19 protein-coding genes are annotated in these 24,092 nt (G+C 43.4%); 9 read left to right on the plus strand and 10 right to left on the minus strand.

Annotated features, from left to right (window positions below):
• Positions 1–3: 3 nt before the first annotated feature.
• Entirely contained in the window at positions 4–2,169 is a 2,166-nt protein-coding gene (gene pta / locus ACED60_RS05220) for a phosphate acetyltransferase (protein ID WP_004734017.1), read from the minus strand.
• Positions 2,170–2,316: 147 nt separating this feature from the next.
• Positions 2,317–3,513: an acetate kinase gene (locus ACED60_RS05225; RefSeq protein WP_371727074.1), complete on the minus strand. Its 1,197-nt coding sequence runs from the start codon at positions 3,511–3,513 to the stop codon at positions 2,317–2,319.
• A 341-nt stretch (positions 3,514–3,854) separates the two neighbouring features.
• Here ACED60_RS05225 and yfbV point away from each other — a divergent pair, with 341 nt between their 5' ends.
• The 3 genes from yfbV (at position 3,855) to ACED60_RS05240 (ending at position 7,302) form a co-directional block, all read left to right on the plus strand.
• Entirely contained in the window at positions 3,855–4,307 is a 453-nt protein-coding gene (gene yfbV / locus ACED60_RS05230; protein WP_012603549.1) for a terminus macrodomain insulation protein YfbV, read from the plus strand.
• 311 nt (positions 4,308–4,618) lie between these two features.
• Entirely contained in the window at positions 4,619–5,584 is a 966-nt protein-coding gene (locus ACED60_RS05235) for an ABC transporter substrate-binding protein (protein ID WP_371727075.1), read from the plus strand.
• Positions 5,585–5,835: 251 nt separating this feature from the next.
• Positions 5,836–7,302, plus strand: coding sequence for a GGDEF domain-containing protein (locus ACED60_RS05240; protein ID WP_371727076.1), 1,467 nt, complete (start codon positions 5,836–5,838; stop codon positions 7,300–7,302).
• Positions 7,303–7,345: 43 nt separating this feature from the next.
• On the opposite strand, the gene dusC is transcribed toward ACED60_RS05240, so the two are convergent.
• Both dusC and ACED60_RS05250 read right to left on the minus strand, forming a co-directional pair.
• Positions 7,346–8,302: a tRNA dihydrouridine(16) synthase DusC gene (gene dusC / locus ACED60_RS05245; RefSeq protein ID WP_371727077.1), complete on the minus strand. Its 957-nt coding sequence runs from the start codon at positions 8,300–8,302 to the stop codon at positions 7,346–7,348.
• Between the two features lie 70 nt (positions 8,303–8,372).
• Positions 8,373–8,915 carry a prepilin-type N-terminal cleavage/methylation domain-containing protein gene (locus tag ACED60_RS05250; RefSeq protein ID WP_009848626.1) on the minus strand — a complete coding sequence of 181 codons (543 nt, stop codon included), beginning with the start codon at positions 8,913–8,915 and terminating at the stop codon, positions 8,373–8,375.
• Positions 8,916–9,133: 218 nt separating this feature from the next.
• Here ACED60_RS05250 and ACED60_RS05255 point away from each other — a divergent pair, with 218 nt between their 5' ends.
• The gene (locus tag ACED60_RS05255) at positions 9,134–9,754 is read left to right on the plus strand and encodes an SEC-C metal-binding domain-containing protein (RefSeq protein WP_012603553.1); all 621 of its coding nucleotides are present in this window, start codon (positions 9,134–9,136) and stop codon (positions 9,752–9,754) included.
• A 73-nt stretch (positions 9,755–9,827) separates the two neighbouring features.
• On the opposite strand, the gene dsbB is transcribed toward ACED60_RS05255, so the two are convergent.
• Together dsbB and nhaB are read right to left on the minus strand one after the other, a co-directional pair.
• On the minus strand, positions 9,828–10,352 hold the full coding sequence (gene dsbB / locus ACED60_RS05260; RefSeq protein ID WP_371727078.1) for a disulfide bond formation protein DsbB: 525 nt from the start codon (positions 10,350–10,352) through the stop codon (positions 9,828–9,830).
• A 131-nt stretch (positions 10,353–10,483) separates the two neighbouring features.
• Positions 10,484–12,076, minus strand: a complete 1,593-nt coding sequence (nhaB, locus tag ACED60_RS05265) for a Na(+)/H(+) antiporter NhaB (protein ID WP_135383982.1) — start codon at positions 12,074–12,076, stop codon at positions 10,484–10,486.
• 641 nt (positions 12,077–12,717) lie between these two features.
• Here nhaB and fadR point away from each other — a divergent pair.
• Positions 12,718–13,557 carry a fatty acid metabolism transcriptional regulator FadR gene (fadR, locus tag ACED60_RS05270; RefSeq protein ID WP_371727080.1) on the plus strand — a complete coding sequence of 280 codons (840 nt, stop codon included), beginning with the start codon at positions 12,718–12,720 and terminating at the stop codon, positions 13,555–13,557.
• A 142-nt stretch (positions 13,558–13,699) separates the two neighbouring features.
• On the opposite strand, the gene ACED60_RS05275 is transcribed toward fadR, so the two are convergent.
• Both ACED60_RS05275 and metG read right to left on the minus strand, forming a co-directional pair.
• Positions 13,700–14,179, minus strand: coding sequence for a DUF1456 family protein (locus ACED60_RS05275; RefSeq protein ID WP_009848621.1), 480 nt, complete (start codon positions 14,177–14,179; stop codon positions 13,700–13,702).
• Positions 14,180–14,401: 222 nt separating this feature from the next.
• Positions 14,402–16,462 carry a methionine--tRNA ligase gene (gene metG, locus ACED60_RS05280; RefSeq protein WP_371727081.1) on the minus strand — a complete coding sequence of 687 codons (2,061 nt, stop codon included), beginning with the start codon at positions 16,460–16,462 and terminating at the stop codon, positions 14,402–14,404.
• 157 nt (positions 16,463–16,619) lie between these two features.
• Between metG and apbC the strand changes: the two genes are divergently transcribed.
• The 3 genes from apbC to ACED60_RS05295 all read left to right on the plus strand — a co-directional run bounded on the left by apbC (position 16,620) and on the right by ACED60_RS05295 (position 20,863).
• Positions 16,620–17,696: an iron-sulfur cluster carrier protein ApbC gene (apbC, locus tag ACED60_RS05285; RefSeq protein WP_371727082.1), complete on the plus strand. Its 1,077-nt coding sequence runs from the start codon at positions 16,620–16,622 to the stop codon at positions 17,694–17,696.
• 256 nt (positions 17,697–17,952) lie between these two features.
• A complete protein-coding gene (gene udk, locus ACED60_RS05290; protein ID WP_004734002.1) occupies positions 17,953–18,594 on the plus strand; it encodes a uridine kinase in 642 nt (213 codons plus the stop codon).
• Positions 18,595–18,700: 106 nt separating this feature from the next.
• Complete coding sequence (locus tag ACED60_RS05295; RefSeq protein ID WP_371727083.1) at positions 18,701–20,863, plus strand: AsmA family protein; 2,163 nt, start codon at positions 18,701–18,703, stop codon at positions 20,861–20,863.
• 228 nt (positions 20,864–21,091) lie between these two features.
• Here the strand turns inward: ACED60_RS05295 and cobO are convergent, their stop codons facing one another.
• Positions 21,092–21,697 carry a cob(I)yrinic acid a,c-diamide adenosyltransferase gene (gene cobO / locus ACED60_RS05300; RefSeq protein ID WP_029224060.1) on the minus strand — a complete coding sequence of 202 codons (606 nt, stop codon included), beginning with the start codon at positions 21,695–21,697 and terminating at the stop codon, positions 21,092–21,094.
• A gap of 84 nt (positions 21,698–21,781) precedes the next feature.
• Here cobO and ACED60_RS05305 point away from each other — a divergent pair, with 84 nt between their 5' ends.
• Positions 21,782–22,231, plus strand: a complete 450-nt coding sequence (locus ACED60_RS05305; RefSeq protein ID WP_012603561.1) for a low molecular weight protein-tyrosine-phosphatase — start codon at positions 21,782–21,784, stop codon at positions 22,229–22,231.
• A 110-nt stretch (positions 22,232–22,341) separates the two neighbouring features.
• Here the strand turns inward: ACED60_RS05305 and ACED60_RS05310 are convergent, their stop codons facing one another.
• Positions 22,342–23,889: a SulP family inorganic anion transporter gene (locus ACED60_RS05310; RefSeq protein ID WP_009848614.1), complete on the minus strand. Its 1,548-nt coding sequence runs from the start codon at positions 23,887–23,889 to the stop codon at positions 22,342–22,344.
• Positions 23,890–24,092: the final 203 nt, after the last annotated feature.

A 24,092-nucleotide genomic window follows, 5' to 3' on the forward strand; every position in this document is an offset into this window, starting at 1 on the left:
AAATTAGTTAATTACTTTTTCTTCAGCTTGAGCTGCTTGGTCTGCTTGGATAGCCGTTAGAGCTACAGTGTAAACGATATCGTCTACTAGAGCGCCACGAGACAAGTCATTTACTGGCTTGCGCATACCTTGAAGCATTGGACCGATAGACACTAGGTCTGCTGAACGCTGTACAGCTTTGTAAGTCGTGTTACCCGTGTTTAGGTCTGGGAATACGAATACTGTCGCTTTACCTGCAACTGGAGAGTTAGGCGCTTTAGAAGCGGCTACGTTTTCCATGATTGCTGCGTCGTACTGAAGAGGACCGTCGATCACAAGATCAGGACGTTTCGCTTGAGCAAGTTTGGTTGCTTCACGTACTTTATCTACGTCTGCACCTTTACCAGATTCACCAGTAGAGTAAGAGATCATGGCAACGCGTGGGTCGATACCAAATGCCGCAGCAGAATCTGCAGATTGGATAGCGATTTCAGCAAGCTGTTCAGCTGTTGGATCTGGGTTGATCGCACAGTCACCGTATACAAGAACTTGATCAGGCAGAAGCATGAAGAAGATTGAAGATACGATAGAAGCATCAGGAGCAGTCTTGATGATCTGGAACGGAGGAACGATTGTGTTCGCCGTAGTGTGAACAGCACCAGAAACTAGGCCGTCAACTTCACCAGCTTCAAGCATCATAGTACCTAGGAATACTGAATCGTCTAGCTTCTCACGAGCGACAACTTCAGTCATACCTTTAGCGCCACGAAGTTCTACTAGACGAGCTACGTAGTTTTCGCGAACTGATGCAGAATCGATGATCTCAACGCCAGCGCCTAGTTCAACACCTTGTTGTGCAGCAACGCGACGGATTTCGTCTGGGTTACCAAGAAGCACACAAGTTGCGATACCGCGTTCAGCACAGATAGAAGCTGCTTTAACAGTACGTGGCTCATCGCCTTCAGGAAGAACGATACGCTTAGCCGCTTTACGAGCAAATTCAGTTAACTGGTAACGGAATGCTGGTGGGCTTAGACGACGAATGCCTTGAGTACCTTCAGATAGAGAATCAATCCAAGGGCCATCGATGTGGCTAGCAACGTGATCGTTAACGAATTCGATACGCTCTTTATCGTCTGCAGGCACTTCTAGGTTGAAGCTCTGAAGGTTAAGAGATGTTTGCCAAGTGTTACCTTGAGCCTTGAAGATCGGTAGACCTGAAGCGAATGCTGGTGCACAAAGGTTAGCAATGCTTTCTGGAATGTCGTAACCGCCAGTCAGTAGGATTGCGCCAATTTCAACACCGTTTTTCGCAGCAAGAGCCGCAGCAACGATAACGTCAGGACGGTCTGCAGAAGTTACTAGCAGTGAACCTGGTTTGAAGTGCTCAATCATGTGCGGTAGAGAACGTGCACAGAAAGTGATGCTCTTAATACGACGAGTTGAGATTTCACCTTCGTTAACGATTTCAGCGTTAAGGTGCTTAGCCATATCAACCGCACGAGTAGCGATTAGGTCGATGCTCCATGGCACACAGCCAAGAACACGGATAGGGCTAGAGTTGAAGATTTGCATTACTTCAAGGTTCGCTTGTTGAGCGCTATCTGCATCATCGAAGATTTCAGAAAGGTCAGGGCGAGTACGGCCAGCTTCATCAACAGGTGCATTCAGTTTGTTAATAATAACGCCTGAGATGTTCTTGTTTTTAGTGCCGCCGAAGTTAGAACATGCTACTTCGATGTGCTCTTTAAGCTGAATAGGGTTGTATGTACCCGGAGTCGCAACGAATACGATCTCTGCGCCTAGTGTTTTAGCGATTTCCGCGTTCACTTGGTTAGCAAATGGGTGCTTACGAGTAGGTACTAGACCTTCGATTAGCGTTACTTCTGCGTCTTTGTTGATCTTGTTGTATTGCTCAACAACAGACTCTAGAAGCTCGTCCATTTTTTCGCTACCGATCAAAGCTTCAGCTTTAGTCATTGCGATTGGCTCACCAATCTTAATGTCGCTGTTTGCGCTGATGATAGTAGACGTTAAATCAGGTTGGTTACCACCGCTGCGAGGTTGAGCGATTGGCTTGTAGAAAGAAACACTTACGCCCTTACGCTCCATAGCGCGAAGAACACCCATGCTAACACTAGTAAGACCAACACCAGCGCTTGTAGGGATAAGCATAATAGTACGGGACATTGACGAACACCTTTGACTATTGGAAATAAAAAAAGCTCAACTGCTATTCCCACCGATATTTAAATTGGGGTAGGAATAGAAGTTGAGCCCCATTTTCTTGATATGAAAAACTGACTAGCTTCGAGTGAAGCTAGTCAGGAAAATCAATTAAAGACCTGCTAGTTTCGCAGTGTCTTCAGCAATAACTAGCTCTTCATTAGTAGAGATAACCATTGCAGGGATACGGCTGTTAGCTGTAGTGATAGTACCTTCGCCGCCGAAACGTGCTTTAAGGTTAGCTTCACTGTCAACTTCGATACCGAAGATGCCTAGGCGGTTAAGAACCATTTCACGGATTGGGCCAGAGTTCTCGCCGATGCCACCAGTGAAAGTGATTGCGTCTAGACGACCTTCTAGAGTTGCAGTGTAACCAGCAACGTACTTAGCTAGACGGTGACAGAACACGTCCATTGCACGAGTTGCTTCTTCTTTCTCACCGTAGTTGTCTTCAACGAAACGACAGTCAGAAGTCACTTCAGTTAGACCAGCTAGGCCAGACTCTTTAGTTAGCATGTTGTTGATTTCTTCAACAGAGTAACCAAGAGCGTCGTGTAGGTGGAAGATGATCGCAGGATCTAGGTCACCACAACGAGTACCCATTACTAGACCTTCAAGAGGAGTAAGACCCATAGAAGTATCTACAGATTGACCGTTTTTGATTGCACATACAGAAGCGCCGTTACCTAGGTGACAGTTGATGATGTTAACTTCTTCAACTGGCTTGTTTAGTAGGCCTGCAACTTCACGAGTGATGAATAGGTGAGAAGTACCGTGCATGCCGTAACGACGGATGCCGTGCTCTTTGTACAGGTTGTACGGTAGAGCGTATAGATAAGACTCAGAAGGCATTGTTTGGTGGAACGCAGTGTCAAATACAGCAACGTTTTGTAGACCAGGGAAGTTCTGTTGAGCCGCTTCGATACCGATAAGGTGAGCAGGGTTGTGAAGAGGTGCAAAAGTCGCAGCGTCTTGAATACCCTTAAGAACTTCATCAGTGATAAGAGCAGAAGAAGTGAACTGCTCGCCGCCGTGTACGATACGGTGACCGATAGCGCCAAGGTTAGCTTTAAGCTCAGGCTTAGAAGCAAGAATAGTTTCTACCATGAAAGATAGTGCTTCTACGTGAGCTGCGCCCGCGCCTAGTTGTGCTTCATGCTTGCCATCAAGTTTCCATTTCATACGTGCTTCTGGAAGACCTAGACACTCAGCAAGACCAGTTAGGTGCTCTGCACCTGATTCTGCATCAACAACAGCGAATTTAAGAGAAGAACTACCACAGTTTAAAACTAAAACTAGCTTAGACATTAATGACTACCTGTTTATTTTTCTGATCGAAATCAGTTAAGGATGAAAATTAATCTCAAGAATAGTCGAAGCACATGGGCTTGCGTACTAACCTTGGTCAAAAAAACGTTAATTTCCGTATAAAGTGAAAGCACTCTTTATCAAAAAGAGGCTTGTGCATTCCTTGCAGAAGTCTTCTCAAAGTTGCTTAAATTGTAAATAAGGGCAACAATGAGATTGAGGTCTGCAAATAATAGCGATATTGTGCAAATATAACAAAAAAATTTGAAAGAATATTATTTTTCGTCAAATTTTTGTGTTTTTAGTTGATGGTTTCAACTTTTTTTTAATGGGAGACTCATATGAGCAATAGAGTTGGTTTAGCGAGTAGTTTAAAAGATGGCCAAAAGTACATGGATCTCTGGCCCGTCCGCAAAGAGTTAAACTCGATCTTCCCTGAGCAGCGCATTATCAAAGCGACGCGTTTTGGCGTGAAAGTGATGCCAGCGATAGCTGCTATTAGTGTTCTTACACAAATGGTCTTTAATAATTATCAAGCGATGCCACAAGCTGTGGTCATGGCTTTGTTTGCAATCAGCTTACCGCTTCAAGGCATGTGGTGGTTAGGTAATCGCTCAAACACAAAACTTCCACCTGCGCTAGTCTCATGGTATCGCGAACTTCACGAGAAGATCACTGAAACGGGTTTCGCGTTAGAGCCAATGAAGTCGCGTCCTCGTTATAAAGAATTGGCGATCATTTTAAATCGCGCATTTCGTCAGCTAGATAAATCCTCAATGGAACGTTGGTTCTAATGAGTTTCAACTCTCGCTCTTGTCTGAGAGCAACTATTCATCATTGATGGTTTGTTCTCAGGTTTGATTTTTATTATTTTCGCTTCGCTTTTATTCACCCATCTCCCCCTCATTCCTTTTTTCTCTTACTACTCATGTAGTTTCTTACTTTTCAAATTCTGCCTTTCGCTATTTCACGCATTTTTCGAGCCTTGTTGTGTTTTTGTTAAATATAACTTCAAGTCATCAATGGTTACTGGTAATAATATCAATAGTGATGTTGTTCTCTTTGAGCGAGCAATAATGAGTAGAGCTTGATTCAGGGAGCGATAATGAGTTCTGTAAAAAAGGTATTGGCAGCGGTCGTAAGTTGTCTGTTGTTGCTATGGACAAGCAATGTAATGGCGAACGTTGCCAAAGTTTCGGTTTCACAAGTTGTCGACCATCCAGATCTGAATGCGACGCGTCTAGGGCTTCTTGAAGGATTGAGAGCAAAAGGTTACGAACCGGGTAAAAATTTAGAGTTTTCTTATGAAATGGCTGGTGGCAATCCCGCTCAGGCAGCAAAAATAGCCAGAGAGTTAGTTAGTGAGAACCCTCATGTATTAGTTGGCATCGCGACACCGACCTCTCAAGCGTTGGTTTCAGCAACTCGAACGATCCCGATTGTGTTCACCGCGGTGACAGACCCTATCGGAGCAAGACTTGTTAAACAATTGGAACAGCCGGGACGAAATGTCACAGGCCTTTCTGACTTATCACCTATTTCCCAACATGTATCTCTTATTAAAGAGCTACTCCCCAATGCAGTTTCAGTCGGTGTGGTTTATAACCCAGCAGAGGCAAATGCTGTTGCTTTAGTAGGGCTGTTAAAGCAGGCAACACGAGACTTTGGCTTTACTTTGCATACTGAAAAAGCGTTGACCATCGATGATGTAGAAGAAAAAACAGCATCCGTGGCTAAGAGATCTGATGTTATCTACGCACTAACTGATAACACGGTGGCAAGCGGTATCGAAGGACTTATAAATGCTGCAAACCAAACTGGCACACCCGTGGTTGCAGGAGCAACGTCTTATGTTGGCAAGGGAGCAATCGCTGGATTAGGTCTAGATTACTATGACGTCGGGGTGCAGACCGCTGATTATGTGGCCGCTATTTTGAACGGACAAAAACCAGGGAAGTTGAATGTCAAAACAGCTCAAAGCTCTCAGTTGGTAGTTAACCTAGATGCCGCTCGTATGCTTGGTTTGACGCTACCTAAGTCTGTGGTTGATCGTGCGATAGTCAGTCGTTAATAGGTATTTACATCAAAAAAATCATGTTTGATAAGTCACTTTGTTAACAGGGATTTAAACCATCATAATGAACAACATTAGTCGACTCTCACCATTAGCTGCGATCTATTTTATTCATTTTTAAGTAGTTATTTACCCGATAGGTGCATCGTTAATACCAACTTACATTATTTTACATCGAGAGGGCTGTCGATTAATGTCATAATATTAATGGAACTAATGAAAATAACTGAGCGCTAAGAGCACATTCTATGAAAGTAAATAGGCACTTTAGCCTTACCTTTGTCTTCGGCTTTCCCGCTGTGATCGCGACCATGTTACTTGGGCTGATAGGAAAAAATTATTTTGATGCGGTTGAAAAAGACATCAGCAGTGAGTTTCAGCGTATTGAAGAAGTGTTTAAACGAACGACCAAAATTGTTACCGCTCTAGATTACAGCTTCTCTAATTACTACAAATCAGGAAACCCTCTTTTCCTTGATCACAATAAGCAAGTGGTTGATGGTCTTTGCCGAATTTGGCCCATTGACGTATTACTTCTTGCTGACGGAAAAACCGCAGATATCCCCTCTGTCGATATCGACTATATGTTGGTTGGTCAAGAACCCCTTTGTAATGAAACCAGTGATAGCTATAAAAGTGCGTCAGAGAAAATTGCTCTCGCGCCAATTCTTTCATTTTTGTCCCAGCTTGATGAATATCACAACGGCGTACACTTTATAGATACTCGTGGTTATGTGATCTCTTCGCCTGAAGACTTTGCTAAAGAGCTAGGGAAAGAACTACTTTCGACCATAAAAAGCCGCCCGTATTGGCAAAGAACCGCCAACAATCCAGAACAATTGACTTTAACGGGTCCTGCGTATCGATTTGACTCTCTTGACCGTATGATAAGCATGACGATTCCGGTGTTTCATAAAGGGATACATCAAGGAATGCTTTCTGTTGAGATTGACGCAAGTAAACTGCTTGCGAGTTCGAATGAGCACTTAGCCGGTAGAATCGATATTATTGATACCACCTTGGTTAATCCGGTTGACAGCGCTACTTTCTATCACGCGATACAACTGGAAGGAGTCACCTCTCATCACGCGATGTACTACGAATTAGATTTTGCTAAAGAGGTGGAACACTTTTTTGTCTACGAGAAAGACAGCCTGATTGTCGCTATCATCGTATATCTATTTTCTGTAACGCTCTTTTTCTTCGTTAACTCCAATATTGAACGTGGTTACTTCAAAGAGCTGGCAGCTAAAGATCCGATGACCGGGCTGCTAAACCGTAGAGGACTGGAAGCTTTTTGGCGCAGTGTGGAGCATGACCAGTTATTCGCCTTGACTGTATTTGACATTGATGATTTCAAGTTGATTAATGATACCTTTGGGCATGACAAAGGGGATGATGTTATTCGCTACATGTCCCGTCAGATAAGTAATAGCATTCGAAGTAGTGATGTCGCAGCAAGGTTTGGTGGTGAAGAGTTTGTCGTTTATCTAAAAGGTGATGATCGTGAAACGTTAATGAGGACATTAGAGCGTGTTAAAAATGCTGTCTGTGCGAACTCAGCTAACATTGTACCTAATGGTTTTACTGTCTCTGGTGGTGTTTGTATTACTGAAGCTGAGCATAACAACCTAAGCTTTGAAGAGATATTCAAACACGCGGATGAAAAGTTGTACGTGGCTAAGACTACAGGTAAAGATCGCATCGTATTTTAACCACGCTATTGAACTTCTATGCTAGAGAAGAAGGGGAACTAACTCACACAGTTTGGCGATGTTCCTCTTGATAACGCTGGAGGCGCTCTACAATAGGTGGCGCTTTCTTGAAAGTACGAATTTCTTTAAATAGTTCGTTTGCTTCAGGATAGCCCTTACTCAGATAAACAAACCACTGTTTCACCCTATTGGGATAGTACATGCCTTTATCCCCTTTTATTTGAAACTCTGAATAGCGTAGCAAAAGTTCAATGACTTTATCCCACGGCATTTTCTGGTGGTTGTTCTTAACGACATTACCAAGGTTTGGAATATTAAAAGCGCCGCGGCAGACCATTAATGAATCGACGCCAGTGGCTTCTATGCAATCTTGACCATCTTGATAGTTCCAGATTTCCCCATTAGCAATCAAAGGTAGAGACGTTTTTTCTCTTATTTGATTGATGTAATCCCATTTAATTTCGCTGGCTTTATAGCCGCCAACTTTGGTTCTTGCATGCACAGTGAGTTCGTCTGCCTTTGCTTGTTCGATAGCGTCGACAATTTCAAAGCACTCTTCCGGGTGCTCCCAACCCAATCGAATTTTTGCAGATACGGGAATGTGTGCTGGCACCGCATCTCGACAAGACTTCACCACTTGATAGATGAGTTCTGGTTCTTTTAGCAGTGACGCACCGCCATTACTTTTGTTTACCGCTTTTGCAGGGCAACCAAAATTAAGATCAATGCCTTTAGCGCCTAAACTAGCAGCTTGAAAAGCATTCTCGGCCATCCAATTTGGGTGTTGTCCTAGAAGCTGGAGATGGATTGGAACACCAGCCATGGTTTGAGAGCCTTGATGCAATTCAGGGCAAATACGGTGAAAAACATGCGGAGGAAGAAGTTGATCAACTACGCGCACAAATTCCGTCACACAGAGATCGTAATCATTGATCTCTGTGAGAATTTCACGCATTAGATGGTCTAAAACGCCCTCCATAGGGCCAAGTATTACTCGCATTTGCTTTACCGAAACTGAATGGATCGAAAATTAAGACGCGTGATTGTACGGGCAAGTTAAAAGCTTGTCACTATGAGCTAGGTGAATCTGACGTAACAGTTATTTCACCGGTTAGAGGGAAGTAGTTGAGCCTTGGTAAATCTTCGCCTAGCGAGTAACCATCAGTGTAGTAGTAATAGCAGCTTGGATCTGATGTATACCAAGCAACGATCGGTTCTTCTGAAGGGAATACTGAGCTACCGTGATCTCTAACGGTGAGGTCAGTATTCATGAGCGCCCGCCAAAGCCTTGCGCAGTCACTCCCTCTAATTGCAGTCCCCGAATTAATCGGTAGTTGATCAACAGCGATTGGAAAACCAGTCGATGAAGGATAAACGCTGCCTTCACCATAATCGACATCTTGATTAAAATCAGGCTCTCCATCAACAAGCCACTGTGAGTGGTAAAGGTTAACCGCAGTTCGAAAAGAAGAAAAAGCACCTTGAGCTATAGCTTCATGGCTATCGCGTTGGTAATTTAGAAAGCGAGGAGCTGCGGTAACGGCAAGTATGCCTAAAATAACGACGACAGAGACCAGCTCTATCAAAGTAAAACCATTTTGGTGTTGTTTCATAATGTATTCTATATGTAACTAAATATTTCAGTGACTCTTTTACACTTCAAACTTAAATTTTCAAAATGAAATAAGTTTAGTTTGCTGAATTGAACTAAAGATAATGTTTGCGTGGCTACTGGTAGGTGTAATTAATCATAGAGCTATACGAATAATTACTAATTGTTAGCCTTGTGGGTATAATGGAGACAACAGAATTGACCGACTAGTGAAGTAATATGAAGTATCAATTATTGAGTCTTCCTGACTCAATTAACGACGTAACAGCCCAGTTTGTAGAAGGTGCTATATTTGCATCTAACCTTGCAACTAAACCTCTTGATCCAGAGGCTTGGTTACCTATAGCTATTCCTGAAACTGGTCAGGACTTCGTTCCTCAAGTCACCGAGCAAATTAATCGCCAACATAACCTCATTCAGCGAAGTGAATATTTGCTTACAGAAGTGCTTGATGCAGATAATTTTGCTGAACAGCTAGCCGATTTTTCTGAAGGTTTTATGATGGTCTGGCCGACGATTGAAGAACAGTGGCAGGAAACGTCAATCGCAGATGGCACATTACGCATGCTACAAGCAATGTTAACAACATTCATGCTGGCGATTGATGAAGAACAGACAATCGAGCAAATGAAAGCAGCTGGATTAGAAACCCCGCCAACTTTGAATGATCTAGTCGGGCAAGTCGATTTGATGGTGACAGAAGTTGCGCTAGCAGCGGATGAAGCGATGCTCGGAAATAAATCTCAAAGTGTGAATCCGTTTAAGGGCATCGGCCGAAATGATGTTTGCCCGTGTGAAAGTGGTAAAAAGTTTAAACAGTGCTGTGGTAAAAAATCTTAATTGCATTGTTAATAGATAATAAAAAGTCGACGTAATGTCGACTTTTTCGTTTCTTAACATGATGTGCTAATTGTTAGTCATTCTTCGATTTAACGAATTGAGAAATCACTACAAAACCGAAAGCAACCAAGTTACCCGCGAAGAGAATCACTAGCCATTGAGGCATTGAAAGTTCTAAGAACTGCCATACAACCTTGCTGCAGTCGCCGTAGGCCTCAAACATCCACGGAGCCCATTGGTTTAGAGGTGCCCAGCTAGGGAAGGTCACGAACAGGTCACAGGTAGCGAAAGGAGACGGGTTAAACTGGTAGTCAACGTGCTCTAAAGCAAGCATCAACCCTTTATACGCACCTAACCCCCAACCAAGTAGACCTAGCCAACGTGAAATCGGATTATGCGGGGCAATAGCACCAATCATTGCTGCGATGCCGATAGCGAGCATAGCAACGCGCTCGTAGATACACATTACGCAAGGGCCAAGCATCATCACGTGCTGAAAGAAAAGAGCACATGCTTCAAAAAAGACAATAAAAGCCAGCAGTAAAAGCCAAGATAAACGTCCCTTAGAGAAGTCTTTGAGCATTGCAAAAAAGTTCACGAATTTAATCCTGTCAATAAAATAAAAAAGCCCTGATTACTCAGAGCTTTTTATCTTGGATAAGTTTCCTAATCAACTAATATTTTTGATTAGTTAGATGTATCTATTGTGTTTAGCTATAGAAATCCGGGTTAGTGACCACCGGAGATAACTGGAGCTACCACTTCACTCGTACGGTGAATGATCCAACCTGCATCATAGAACCATGCTGTCATCGGTTCTACGAAGAACACAATACCAGCAAGGCCAACAAGTGCTAACACGATAGTATATGGCAAAGCCATGATGACCATGCGGCCGTAAGACAGTCGAATTAACGGAGCAAGTGCTGACGTTAATAGGAATAGGAATGCAGCTTGGCCGTTTGGCGTAGCAACAGAAGGTAGGTTGGTACCTGTGTTGATAGCAACAGCAAGCAGATCAAATTGGTCACGAGTGATGACGCCTTCAACCAGAGCTGTTTTAACTTCGTTGATGTAAACCGTACCGACGAATACGTTGTCTGAAACCATCGACAAAATACCGTTGGCTACGTAGAAGAGTGCGAGCTGTGCGCCTTTATCTTCAACGTGAAGTACGGCATCGATTACTGGCTTAAATAGAGCCTGGTCGATGATTACAGCAACAACCGCGAAAAAGACGGCAAGAAGTGCAGTAAATGGCAGTGCTTCTTCAAAGGCTTTACCCATCGAGTGTTCTTCAATTACACCTGTAAACGCTGTAGCTAAGATGATCACTGAAAGGCCAATCAAACCGACTTCAGCGACGTGAAGCGCAAGGCCAACAATAAGCCAAACTGCGATTGCACTCTGAACCCATAGTTTAGCTACATCTTGTTTTGTACGATTTGCGCGTTCTTTGTTGTCAAATTCAACTAAGATTTGGCGAACGTTATTTGGCAGCTCTGCACCGTAGCCAAACACTTTGAACTTCTCGACAAGTGCACAAGTTAAAATACCACAGAAGAAAACAGGCAGTGTTACTGGCAGCATGCGGATGATAAATTCACCGAACTCCCAACCCGCTTGCTTAGCAATTACTAAGTTTTGTGGTTCACCTACCATGGTCATTACACCACCCAGAGCAGTACCAACACCGGCGTGCATAAGTAGTGAACGTAAGAATGCGCGGTAGTTTTCAAGGTCATCACGAGTTAGCTCAGAGATCTCTTCATCATGAGTATGATCGTGCGCAGACGTTGTGCCCTTACCTGATGCAACCTTGTGGTAGATAGAGTAGAAGCCCACTGCAACGCTAATGACTACGGCGATTACTGTCAGCGCATCTAGGAAGGCAGACAAGAATGCTGCGGCGACACAGAAAGCGACAGAGAGTAGAATTTTGGATTGGATACCGAGCAGGATCTTCGTAAAAATGAACAGAAGTAGTTCTTTCATGAAGTAGATGCCAGCAACCATGAATACTAGTAAGAGTAATACTGGTAGGTTTGCTTGTAGCTCATGATAAACCATTTCTGGTTTAGTCATGCCAATGGCGACGGCTTGAATTGCCAATAAGCCACCGGGTTGGAGAGGGTAGCACTTTAGAGCCATAGCTAGAGTGAAAATAAACTCAACCACTAGTAGCCAGCCCGCAACAAATGGGTCTACTAGGAAAAAAACAAACGGGTTGATGATTAAAAAGGAAATGATGGCAAGTTTATACCAATCAGGAGCTTTACCAAGGAAGTTTTTGATAAAAGCGTTTCCGAGAGACATCGGCATGTTAATACTCTTTTATGTTGATTATGAATAGACAAGCAATACAACATTTTGAGAATCGAGTTGTAGGTTTAGTTAAAACCTATAACTAACAGTGACTTAGAAAAACTACATTCCATGTAATGTTCTGTGGTCTTGCCAAGTCACTCCCTTAGAAACTCAAGCACTGCTTATTTTTGAGCGCAACTCTACTCTTAGATAACATTTAGTCAACAGGAAAACCCCTGTAGCACTAAAAATACCTCTTTTTTGTTGAGAAACGCGATCAAAGTAGCGCAAGCATACCACTTAAAATGTGATAAAAACCGACTAGAATCAATATTTCAGCGAAATGATTAAAATTTACAGAATAACGACGGCTTATATATGATTATTACAACTTAATATTGCAAATTAATAGATTTGAAAATATGACCAATCTCATTGATTTTAAAAAGAATTTGTTGTGTTAATAGTTTGTTTAAATGATGGTTTGTAGTCGCTTGCTATCCAAACCTTGAGTGCAAACGTGTGCTGAACTTTAGAGTTTTAACTCTACTTGGGTTTTGAGTGAGTAAAATTTTTTGGGGGTATTTCCGCAGGGTGTTAACTAGTGGTATGATGAGTAAATTAGAACAAAATAATTAAATTGGATTGAAGTGTAGATGGTCATTAAGGCAAAGAGCCCGGCAGGATTTGCAGAAAAGTATATCATTGAAAGTATTTGGAATGGCCGTTTCGCTCCAGGTTCTATCTTGCCCGCAGAGCGTGAGCTTTCTGAGCTGATTGGTGTTACACGTACTACGCTTCGTGAAGTACTTCAGCGTCTTGCTCGTGATGGTTGGTTGACAATCCAACACGGTAAGCCAACTAAAGTTAATCAGTTTATGGAAACGTCAGGTCTTCATATCCTTGATACATTAATGACGTTGGACGTTGATAACGCAAGCAAAATGGTAGAAGACCTGCTTGCTGCTCGTACTAACATCAGCCCTATCTTTATGCGTTATGCATTCAAAGCAAATAAAGAGGCTTCAGAGCGTACGATTACTAACGTAATTGAATCTTGTGAATCTTTACTTGCGGCACCTACTTGGGATGAATTCTTAGAATCGTCGCCATATGCTGACAAGATCAAACAATCGGTGAAAGAAGACGTAGAAAAAGATGAAGCGAAGCGTCAAACGATCTTAATTGCTAAAACTTTTAACTTCTACGATTACATGCTTTTCCAACGTTTAGCATTCCATTCAGGTAACCAAATTTATGGCCTGATCTTCAATGGTGTTCGTAAGTTGTACGACCGTGTTGGCAGCTACTACTTCTCTAACTCAGAAGCTCGTCGTTTAGCCATGGAGTTCTACAAAAACTTGTTTGTTATTTGTGAAAGTGGTGAGCGTGAGAATTTACCACTTGTGATTCGTAACTACGGTATCGCAAGCGCACAGATTTGGAACGAGATGAAGACAACGTTACCGACAAACTTTACTGAAGACGACAGCTAAGTCTTTTCATTAAAGTACTGTTCGGTTGTTTTACTTATTGAGTAAACGACGTAAAGAAAACGAAAAAGCGGCGAGATAATCAAATTATCTCGCCGCTTTTTATTTATTGATAGTTGGTGAGAACGTATCAATAGGCAGTAACTTACCCTGCAAACTCTTCTGAGTCTGGACGGTTAGTAAATTGCACGCCATTTAGAAAATCGCAAAGTAGTTGGTCTTCACATACTTTGTAGTTCTTGTTCTCTGGCTTACGGAAGTAGGCACCAATCTCGTACTTACTTAGGCTGATGCCTACCACTTCTAATATATCTAATACATCTTCTGCTTTCATGTTCAACGCAATACGCAGCTTCATGAAAATCATGTTGTTAGTCAGAGCAACTTCAGGTTTAGGTTGAACACCTTCTTTTTTGCCACGCTTAAGATTGATAAAACCATTTAGGAATACCGCTAACTCTTTATCTTTCATCTTAGAGCATGACTTGTCGTTGTCGTCTTTTAGCCAATTAATCACTTGGTCATGAGCAACGGTCACATCAGCTTGCTCGATAGCTTTAATGATCTGTGCATTTTTAAGGTTTAGCGCGTGTTGAATACGACGCAAGATTTCGTTGTTAGTCACTGGGGATTCCTAAAAAGGGTTTGAAGAGTAAAGAGGTGTTGGTTAGCCCGCTATTATCGGCCAAACTAACTTCTACTCTACATAGCATAGTTGACGGCGACTCTAACAGAGAACGCTTATTTTCGGTAGATATAAAAAATCCCCAATGCTTATTAACTCATTCAAGTTAAAAGTGCATTAGGGATTTCGCTATGAGTGCTTATTATCTGACTGAAGCCAGAGTTACATTACACGCATACCAGGTTGAGCACCTTCGTGTGGTTCAAGGATCCACAAGTCACTGCCACCAGGACCAGCAGCTAGGATCATGCCTTCAGACATACCAAACTTCATCTTACGAGGTTTAAGGTTTGCTACCATGACAGTTAGTTTGCCTTCTAACTCTTCAGGTTTGTACGCTGACTTGATACCAGAGAATACTTGGCGAGTTTCACCACCGATGTCCAGTTGGAACTTCAGTAGCTTGTTCGCTTTTGGTACTTCTTCACATGAGATAATACGAGCAATACGCATATCGACTGCTGCAAAGGCATCGAATTCAATCTCGTCTGCGATTGGCTCTTTGTCTAGCTCAGTTTGGCTTGCTTGCTCTTTTTCAGCTTCTGCTTTTCCTTTCGCAGCGGCTTCTGCGGCTGCATCTTCTTTAGAAGACTCGATCATTGCTTCTACTTTCTTCGGATCAATACGGCTAAACAACGCCTTGAACTTAGTGATTTCGTGATCAGTTAGCGGAGTAGCAATCGCTTCCCACGTAAGCTCTTCGTTTAGGAAAGCCTCAGTGCGAGCCGCAAGCTCTGGCATAACGGGTTTCAGGTAAGCCATTAGCACGCGGAATAGGTTAATACCGACAGAAGAAACTTCTTGAAGCTCTTTCTCTTTACCTTCTTCTTTTGCAAGAACCCAAGGTGCTTTTTCGTCGATGTACTGGTTAGCTTTATCAGCTAGTGCAGTAATTTCACGGATAGCGCGGCTGAACTCACGAGTTTCGTATAGCTGACCGATACGCTCTGCAGCAGCAACGAATTCGTTGTATAGCTCAGGTTCTGCAAATTCAGCAGAAAGCTTGCCTTCGAAACGCTTAGTGATGAAGCCAGCGTTACGAGACGCTAGGTTAACAATCTTGTTTACTACATCCGCGTTTACACGTTGAGTGAAGTCTTCAAGGTTAAGGTCAAGGTCATCGATACGGCTGTTTAGCTTAGCAGCGTAGTAGTAGCGTAGACACTCAGGGTCTAGGTGATTTAAGTACGTACTTGCTTTGATGAATGTGCCTTTCGACTTAGACATTTTCGCACCGTTCACCGTTACGTAGCCGTGTACGAATACGTTGTTTGGCTTACGGAAACCAGCGCCTTCTAGCATTGCAGGCCAGAATAGGCTGTGGAAGTAAACGATGTCTTTACCGATGAAGTGGTAAAGCTCAGTTGTGCTGTCTTTCTTCCAGTATTCGTCAAAGTTGAGATCGTCGCGCTTGTCACATAGGTTCTTGAAAGAAGCCATGTAGCCAACAGGAGCGTCTAGCCAAACGTAGAAAAATTTGTTTTTCTCGCCTGGGATTTCGAAACCGAAGTAAGGTGCATCACGTGAGATATCCCACTGTTGCAGGCCAGACTCGAACCATTCCTGCATTTTGTTTGCAGTTTCATTCTGTAGAGAGCCAGAACGAGTCCACTCTTTTAGCATGCTTTCGAACTGAGGCAGATCGAAGAAGAAGTGCTCAGAATCTTTCATTACTGGAGTTGCGCCAGAAACCGCTGATTTAGGGCTAATTAGCTCAGTTGGGCTGTATGTCTCACCACAGTTATCACAGTTATCACCATACTGGTCTTCTGACTTACACTTAGGGCAAGTACCTTTTACGAAGCGGTCTGGTAGGAACATCTCTTTCTCAGGATCGAAAAGCTGAGAAATAGTACGGCTAGAAATGAAGCCGTTCTTTTTAAGTTCTAGATAGATGTGAGAAGCCAGTTCACGGTTCTCTTCGCTATGTGTGCTGTGGTAGTTATCAAAGCTGATATCAAAGCCAGCGAAGTCTTTTTGGTGCTCTTCACTAACAGCAGCGATCATCTCTTCTGGCGTGATACCCATCTGTTGAGCTTTAAGCATAATTGGCGTGCCGTGAGCATCGTCAGCACAGATGAAGTTTACAGTGTTGCCACGTAGACGCTGGTATCGAACCCAGATATCAGCTTGGATATGCTCAAGCATATGGCCAAGGTGAATAGAGCCGTTCGCGTACGGAAGCGCACAAGTTACCAAAAGTTGTCTTGGATCAGTTGCCATACTTAATAATTCGCTTTTTTGATAGGTATAAATTTTGAGAGGTAATACTACTTTATAACGTGTGATACGCCAAGTTATCAGACAAAGGATTCCCCTAGTTTTTTAGGGGTTCAGTCTTCATCTCGTGGGTGATAGCATAAATAAAAAAGGAGCCCCAATGCGTAACTTTACTTCTAAGCAAGATTTCTGTTCATGGTTGAATGAGTTCGAGTCACCAATCCTCATCCCAGAGTGGGCGTTACACCAAAATATTGTATCGGTTGATCCGCGTGGATCATTCGTTATTACCTTGCCTTTTGCTGCGAATCAGCTCGCGATTGAACTGGAACAGTGGATCCACTCCCAGATTGAACAGCAACTTGTTAGTGCTTTTCAGTTTGAAGTACAAGTGAAGCCGTCTGCGCTAGAAACAACAGTCGCGACACCTTTGAAGGGCGTTAAGAACATTATCGCCGTGACGTCGGCAAAGGGTGGGGTGGGTAAATCGACTACTTCTGTAAACCTTGCGCTTGCGTTATCTAAGTCAGGTTCAAAAGTGGGCTTGTTGGATGCGGATATCTATGGTCCATCTGTGCCTATGATGCTTGGTCAGCTAGACGCAAAACCAGAAGTACAGAATAACAAATGGATGATGCCAATCGAAGCTCACGGCATTTTTACTCATTCTATCGGTTACCTTGTATCAAAAGATGATGCAGCTATCTGGCGTGGTCCAATGGCGGCGAAAGCATTAGGTCAGCTTGTGAATGAAACCGTCTGGCCAGAGTTGGATTACCTTGTTATCGACATGCCACCGGGTACGGGTGATATTCAGCTAACGCTTTCGCAGCAGATCCCAGTGACGGGCGCGGTTGTGGTGACCACCCCTCAAGATTTGGCATTAGCCGATGCACGTAAAGGTGTGGCGATGTTCGATAAAGTGAGCGTGCCAGTTGCAGGCTTAGTGGAAAACATGAGCTACCATATTTGTAGTCACTGTGGCGAAAAAGAGCATATCTTCGGTGCTGGTGGTGCAGAAGCCATGTCGGAAGAGTTCTTCCTCGATATTTTGGCGCAAATTCCACTGCATATTGATGTACGAGAAGACATCGACGCGGGTTGCCCAACGGTTATACGTCGCCCGGACAGCGAACACACTCGTCTTTACCTAGAATTGGCTGAAAATGTGGCTGCGAAAATGTTCTGGACTGGTAAGGCGAGACCAGAGGCGATTAACTTCTCGATGGTTGAATAGCAATGGCTGATCACAAAGGTGTGTAAATCATGTTTGGGTGAGATAAACAACGGTTGGATTAAGTGGATAGCTATAGGGCTTGTGCATATAGTTGTATTTAAGTTATTTGAAAGCAAACGATTGTTTTAAGTAAATGTATTGAGATCATCAATTTGACTGCAATTAGCTAACATCGCGACTAGAATCTATATGCTTTAGCCCCTATAATCAGGCGGTTTATCTCTTCCCACCACCAAACCATATCGGGTGCAAATTAATGTCTGATAATAATCAATGTGTCATCGTAGGTATCGCTGGCGCTTCAGCTTCAGGAAAAAGCCTGATCGCGAGTACGATTTATAATGAGCTGCGCGAAAAAGTAGGCGACCATCAAATTGGTGTTATCACGGAAGATTGCTATTACAGCGACCAAAGTCACTTGAGTATGGAAGAGCGAGTTAAAACTAACTACGACCACCCAAATGCACTAGATCATGACCTTTTATGCGAACATCTACAGCAGCTAATGAGTGGCAATGCCGTGGAAGTTCCTGAATACAGCTACACAGAGCACACACGCACTTCTGAAACGACTACACTTACTCCTAAGAAAGTGATCATTTTAGAAGGTATTCTGCTTCTGACAGACCCGCGTCTTCGTAAACTAATGCACGCAAGCGTATTTATGGATACACCGTTGGACATCTGTCTACTACGTCGTGTTAAGCGTGATGTAGAAGAGCGTGGTCGAACAATGGATACGGTACTTAAACAATACCAAGAAACAGTACGCCCAATGTTCATGCAGTTTATCGAGCCTTCAAAACAACATGCAGACATCATCGTTCCTCGTGGTGGTAAAAACCGTATTGCGATTGATGTGCTAAAAGCGCATATTGCGAAGTTGTTGAAGTCTTAATCGAATAAAATTTTGCCTAAGTGACTCACTTAGCTTTATTTTTTACCGAATCAGTGGCACTTTTATAGTGCCACTTTCTTTTGGAATCTAAGCAAGGAATATGCGGATGAAGAAACTACTCATTTTCATAGCTGTACCAGTGTTTGTTGTCGTTGCAGCAATTCTGGCACTAGTGCTGTTAGTGAATCCCAACCAATTTAAGCCATTAATTGTCGAACAAGCCCAAAAACACACAGGCCTAGAGCTCGTGATCGAGGGTGATATCAGTTGGCAATTCTTCCCATCTATTGGCTTCGAACTTGGTCAAACTGAATTACGTAACCCTGAAGGGTTCACTCAACCAAACCTGTTTAAGGTTGATACGGTTGGCGTTGATGTTTCGGTTACTCCGCTATTTAGCAATCAACTAGAGATCGGCAATATCACTCTAGATGGTGCAGAATTTTATTTAGAAACGCTTAAAGATGGTCGCAAGAACATCGATGCGCTCACACAAGCGTCTGCTCCTAAGGAGTCTGAACCTGCAGCGGATACAAGTTCTGAAGCAACACCGGCGCCTCAAGAGCAAACTTCTACAGACACATCTGGCTGGACGATCAATCTTGCAGGTGTAACTGTCTCAAACGCATTGTTTGAGATGGACGACAAGCAAGCAGGTTCATTCACTAAGCTATACGATGTGTCTTTGAGTCTTTCTGAGTTTGCCGTTGATACATGGACGACCGCGACGTTTGCGGCTTCTGGTGAAAACAACCAACAGAAGTTCTCTGCAAATGGCAGTGCTGAATTCAAATTAGCGGAAGGCTTTGCAAGCTACGCATTACGAAATATTGACCTTAATGCGAAGTTCAATGATCCAGCAACATCGATCGAGTCAGCGAAGATTGGCTTAAATACGTTTGAGTTCGATAAGGTTAACCAACTGACTTATGCGGTGATTGGTAATGCTGCTGGTCTTGACCTTGATCTTAAAGGTGGCGGTGACTTAACTGTCGATAGCGCGATCTCAAAAGTTACACTGAACAAGTTGACATTAGACTCAACATTCAAAGGTGAAACGCTTCCTCAATCACCAATGAAAGTGGATATGCTGTCTGACTTAAGCTTTGATCTAACTAAGAGTCACTTGAGCTTTGTGCTAGAGAAGCTGCAAGCTAACGCTATCGCACTAGACGGTAAAGCGGACATCACTTTATCTGAAATACCAAAGGTTCGTTTTTCTCTTCATAGCCCAAACATCGATTTAGATGAGTTCTTAGGCCTAGGTAATACAGCAGAAACAGCGAGCGCTGCGCCTTCTAGTTCTGCTGGTGGTTCAACTTCAAACACTGCAGCTTCTTCGACGTCAAGTTCAGATAACTCGGCTCCTGCAAAAGAAGTAGAGCCTGATCTGTCAGCTCTGAAAACGCTCGATGTGAAAGGTAATATCACAATCGATAAGTTCAAGGCGAACAACGCAAAAATGCAGAACGTGAAAACTGCGTTCTCAGTTAACCGTGGTATCGCAGATCTGACATCATTTACCTCGAATCTTTACCAAGGCTCTATCTCGGCAACAGCACGATTAGATGCACGCAAGACGCCTGCGACTTACACGGCTAAGAAAAAGATTAAAGGCGTAAAAGTACAACCGTTACTGGTTGACGTAGCGAACAACGATACGCTGGAAGGTACCGGTAATATCGATGTTAACGTTAAAGGTAAGAGCTTGACGCCAACAGGAATCAAGAAGAACTTGGTTGGTACTATTGCGATTAACTTTGAAGATGGTGCGGTTAATGGCATCAACATCGCGCAACTGATTAGAGAAAACTACGCTAAGATCAAAGGCGAAAAAGTCGAAAGCAAAGACGAGTCTCAAAAGACAGATTTTAGTGCAATGAAAGCAACACTCAAGGTTGATAAAGGTTGGGTTTCAACGAATGACTTATCGGCACAATCGCCTCTTTTACGCGTGACAGGTCAAGGTAAAGCAAACTTCATCAATGAAACGGTCGACTTCCTGGTTCGCACGTCAATTGTTGGTTCGCTTGAAGGGCAGGGTGGTAAGAGCATTGATGATCTCAAAGATGTGACGATTCCAATTAAGGTAACCGGCCAGTGGGCTGACCCGAAATTTGGGCTTGTTTTTGATGATGTGTTGAAACAGAAAGCTGAAAAAGAGATTGATCGCGGTATTAAGAAACTTGAAGAAAAATACGGTGACAAGATCAAAGATGAGAAAACTAGAGATGCAGTTAATGGTTTACTCAAAGGCTTGTTTAACTAATCACTATTTTAAATAAATAGCATATAAAAAGCGCCATTCCTTATTACGAGGAATGGCGCTTTTGTTTGGCTGCCGATAATACCCAAGAGAGATTCCCTATGAAGCTCGTCCCTCGCATTAGGGAATGACGATAGGTATTAGTGCCTTGTTCAAGGGGGTGACAGTCTAGTGGTCGTCATCCTCGAGAGGGAAGAGTGACCGAGTCTGGGACCTCTGGTTGGAAGGCTGTTACCAATCCACACCTTGCAGAGCTTTAACACCAGACTCAAAAGCGTGTTTAACGTTACGAACTTCAGACACGGTATCGGCCATGTCCGTTAAAGTACGATGCGCTCCACGGCCTGTGATGATCACTGATTGCATTTTAGGACGGTTATTCAGAGCCTCTACCACTTCATCTAGCTCGATGTAACCATAGCTTACCATGTACGTCAGCTCATCAAACAGAATTACATCAATCGACTCATCAGCTAGCATGCGTTGGCACTCTTTCCATACGCGCTGTGCGGCTTCAATATCTTTCGCCTTATTTTGAGTTTCCCAAGTAAAGCCTGTACCCATCACTTGGAACTCTACATCGAGTTTTTGAAGAACGTTCTTTTCACCGTTATCCCAGGTTCCCTTTACAAACTGAGCAACGGCACATTTCTTACCGTGACCGACTGCACGTGTAATCGTACCGAAACCTGATGTCGATTTCCCTTTCCCGTTGCCAGTAATAACCAATAACAGTCCTTTCACTTCTTGCGCTGCTGCAACACGTGCATCGACTTGCTCTTTTACTTTCTGTTGTCTTGCTTTGTGGCGTTGTTCTTTGTTGTCTTCGGTCGACATAACAAATCCTTTTAAGTTGTGATTACGCCTATCATAGCCTAACTTAACGATAGCAAAAACCATCGGAAGAACAGGTGATTACGGATGAAAAAGATACTCGTGGTTTGTATGGGGAATATTTGTCGTTCGCCAACAGGTGAAGCGGTGCTGAGAAAGAAAGCTCAGCAGATGGATATTAATGTAACGGTCGACTCCGCTGGGACGATTGGCTTTCATCAAGGCAATGCGCCAGACTCACGTTCAAAATCAGCAGGAGAGAAGCGCGGCTACAGCTTTAAAGGGATTACCTCTCGTAAAGTGGTAGATAATGACTTCGAAGAGTTTGACCTGATACTTGCGGCAGACAAGGAGAATTTAGATGACTTAGTGAGCCAGTGTCCAGTTCACCTCCAATACAAGCTCGCGTTATTTTTGAGTTTTGGAGAGTCACAATATCAAGAAATTCCCGATCCTTATTATGGTGAGGGGAATGGCTTTGAATTAGTGTTGGATTTAATCGAAGAGTCGAGCGAAGCGATACTGCGTTCAATATAGTGTAGAGGCTGTGTTCTTGGTGGGCGATAAAGTATCAAGGTTCATCGATATAAAAAAGGCCGACATTGAATGTCGGCCTTTCTAAATCTAGCTTTAAGCTATGACTAAGCTTACTTAGACATTACTTTGTAGATTGGGTCTTCTGCAACGTTCGCTTCAACTAAGCTACCGGCTTTGTGCAGCATAGCAACACAGTCTTGGCTTAGGTGGCGAAGGTGAAGTGTTTTACCTAGTGCCGCGTAACGGTCAGCAATCGTGTCGATCGCTTCAATAGCAGAGTGGTCAGTAACGCGTGAGTTTGCGAAATCAACGATAACATCTTGTGGATCGTTGTATGAGTCAAACAACTCAAGGAAGTTAGCGGTTGAACCAAAGAAGATTGGACCGTTAACTTTGTACTCTTTAGAGCCTTCAGCGTTAACCGATGTGTCTGCGTAGATGTGCTTAGCATGTTGCCATGCAAACATTAGTGCAGAAGCTACAACACCCACACCAACTGCTACCGCAAGGTCTGTTAGTACTGTAACGACAGTTACAAGGACGATAACGAAGAAGTCTTGCTTAGGAACGCGACGTGCCAACTTGAAGGTTGCCCATTCAAACGTACCGATAACAACCATGAACATTACGCCCACAAGTGCTGCTAGAGGAATCATTTCAATCAGTGCAGAGCCGAACAGGATGAACATCAGTAGTGCAACTGCCGCTACGATACCTGAAAGACGACCACGACCGCCTGAGTTTACGTTGATCATCGATTGACCGATCATCGCACAACCACCCATCGCACCGAATACAGAACAAGTTACGTTAGCCATACCTTGACCAACACATTCACGGTTAGATTGGCCACGAGTGTTTGTCATTTCGTCTAGTACGGTTAGCGTTAGTAGTGATTCGATTAGACCAATCGCTGCAAGAATCACTGCGTAAGGCAGGATGATGTATAGCGTTTCTAGGCTAAACGGTACTGCTGGAATAGAGAATGTTGGTAGAGAGCCCGCTAGTGTTGCAGCTTCGTCACCAGACATAGTGCGTAGGAAATCTACAACAGTGCGAGTTTCAAGATCAAGGCCTACAACCAAAGCTGTTACTGTAACAATAGCTACCAATGAAGAAGGTACTGCTGTAGTGAGCTTAGGTAGGAAGTGGATGATAGCCATTGTAAGGGCTACTAGACCTAGCATTAGTGTCATTTGACCGCTTGGTAACCAAGTTAAGGCACCTGTTACGTCTGGTGCTTTAAATTGTCCAAGCTGCGCTAAGAAGATAACGATCGCTAAACCGTTCACGAAACCAATCATTACTGGGTGCGGAACGATACGGATGAATTTACCTAGCTTAAATACACCCGCTGCAATTTGCAGAAGGCCGGCTAGCATAACTGCCGCAAATAGGTATTGAACGCCATGGGTTGCTACTAGGCTAACCATTACAACAGCCATTGCGCCAGTTGCACCAGAAATCATACCTGGACGACCGCCGAAGACAGAAGTGATTAAACCTACGATGAATGCTGCGTAAAGACCAACCATTGGGTCAACGCCTGCAACAAAGGCGAATGCTACGGCTTCAGGTACTAGAGCTAAGGCTACGGTAAGACCTGAAAGCACATCATTTTTTACAGAGTGCTTTGAAAATTGTGGGAATTCGAACATGTTTGCTCAGCTATGCTTAAAATGGGTTTACCGACACGAGTGTATTGCGTAGCCAAACAGTGATGAAAAAGAGCGGCAATAGCTAAGTGTCGAAAATATAAGTGCGCGAATGCTACCCAAAAATGTGATTAAGTTCAAGGTTGAACCCTATTTTGAGTAATATATCTATTATAACTAATCGGAACTGTGGATATAAAAAAAGG

The organism is Vibrio sp. 1F279 (assembly GCF_041439815.1).
Classification (GTDB): Bacteria; Pseudomonadota; Gammaproteobacteria; order Enterobacterales; family Vibrionaceae; genus Vibrio; species Vibrio tasmaniensis_A.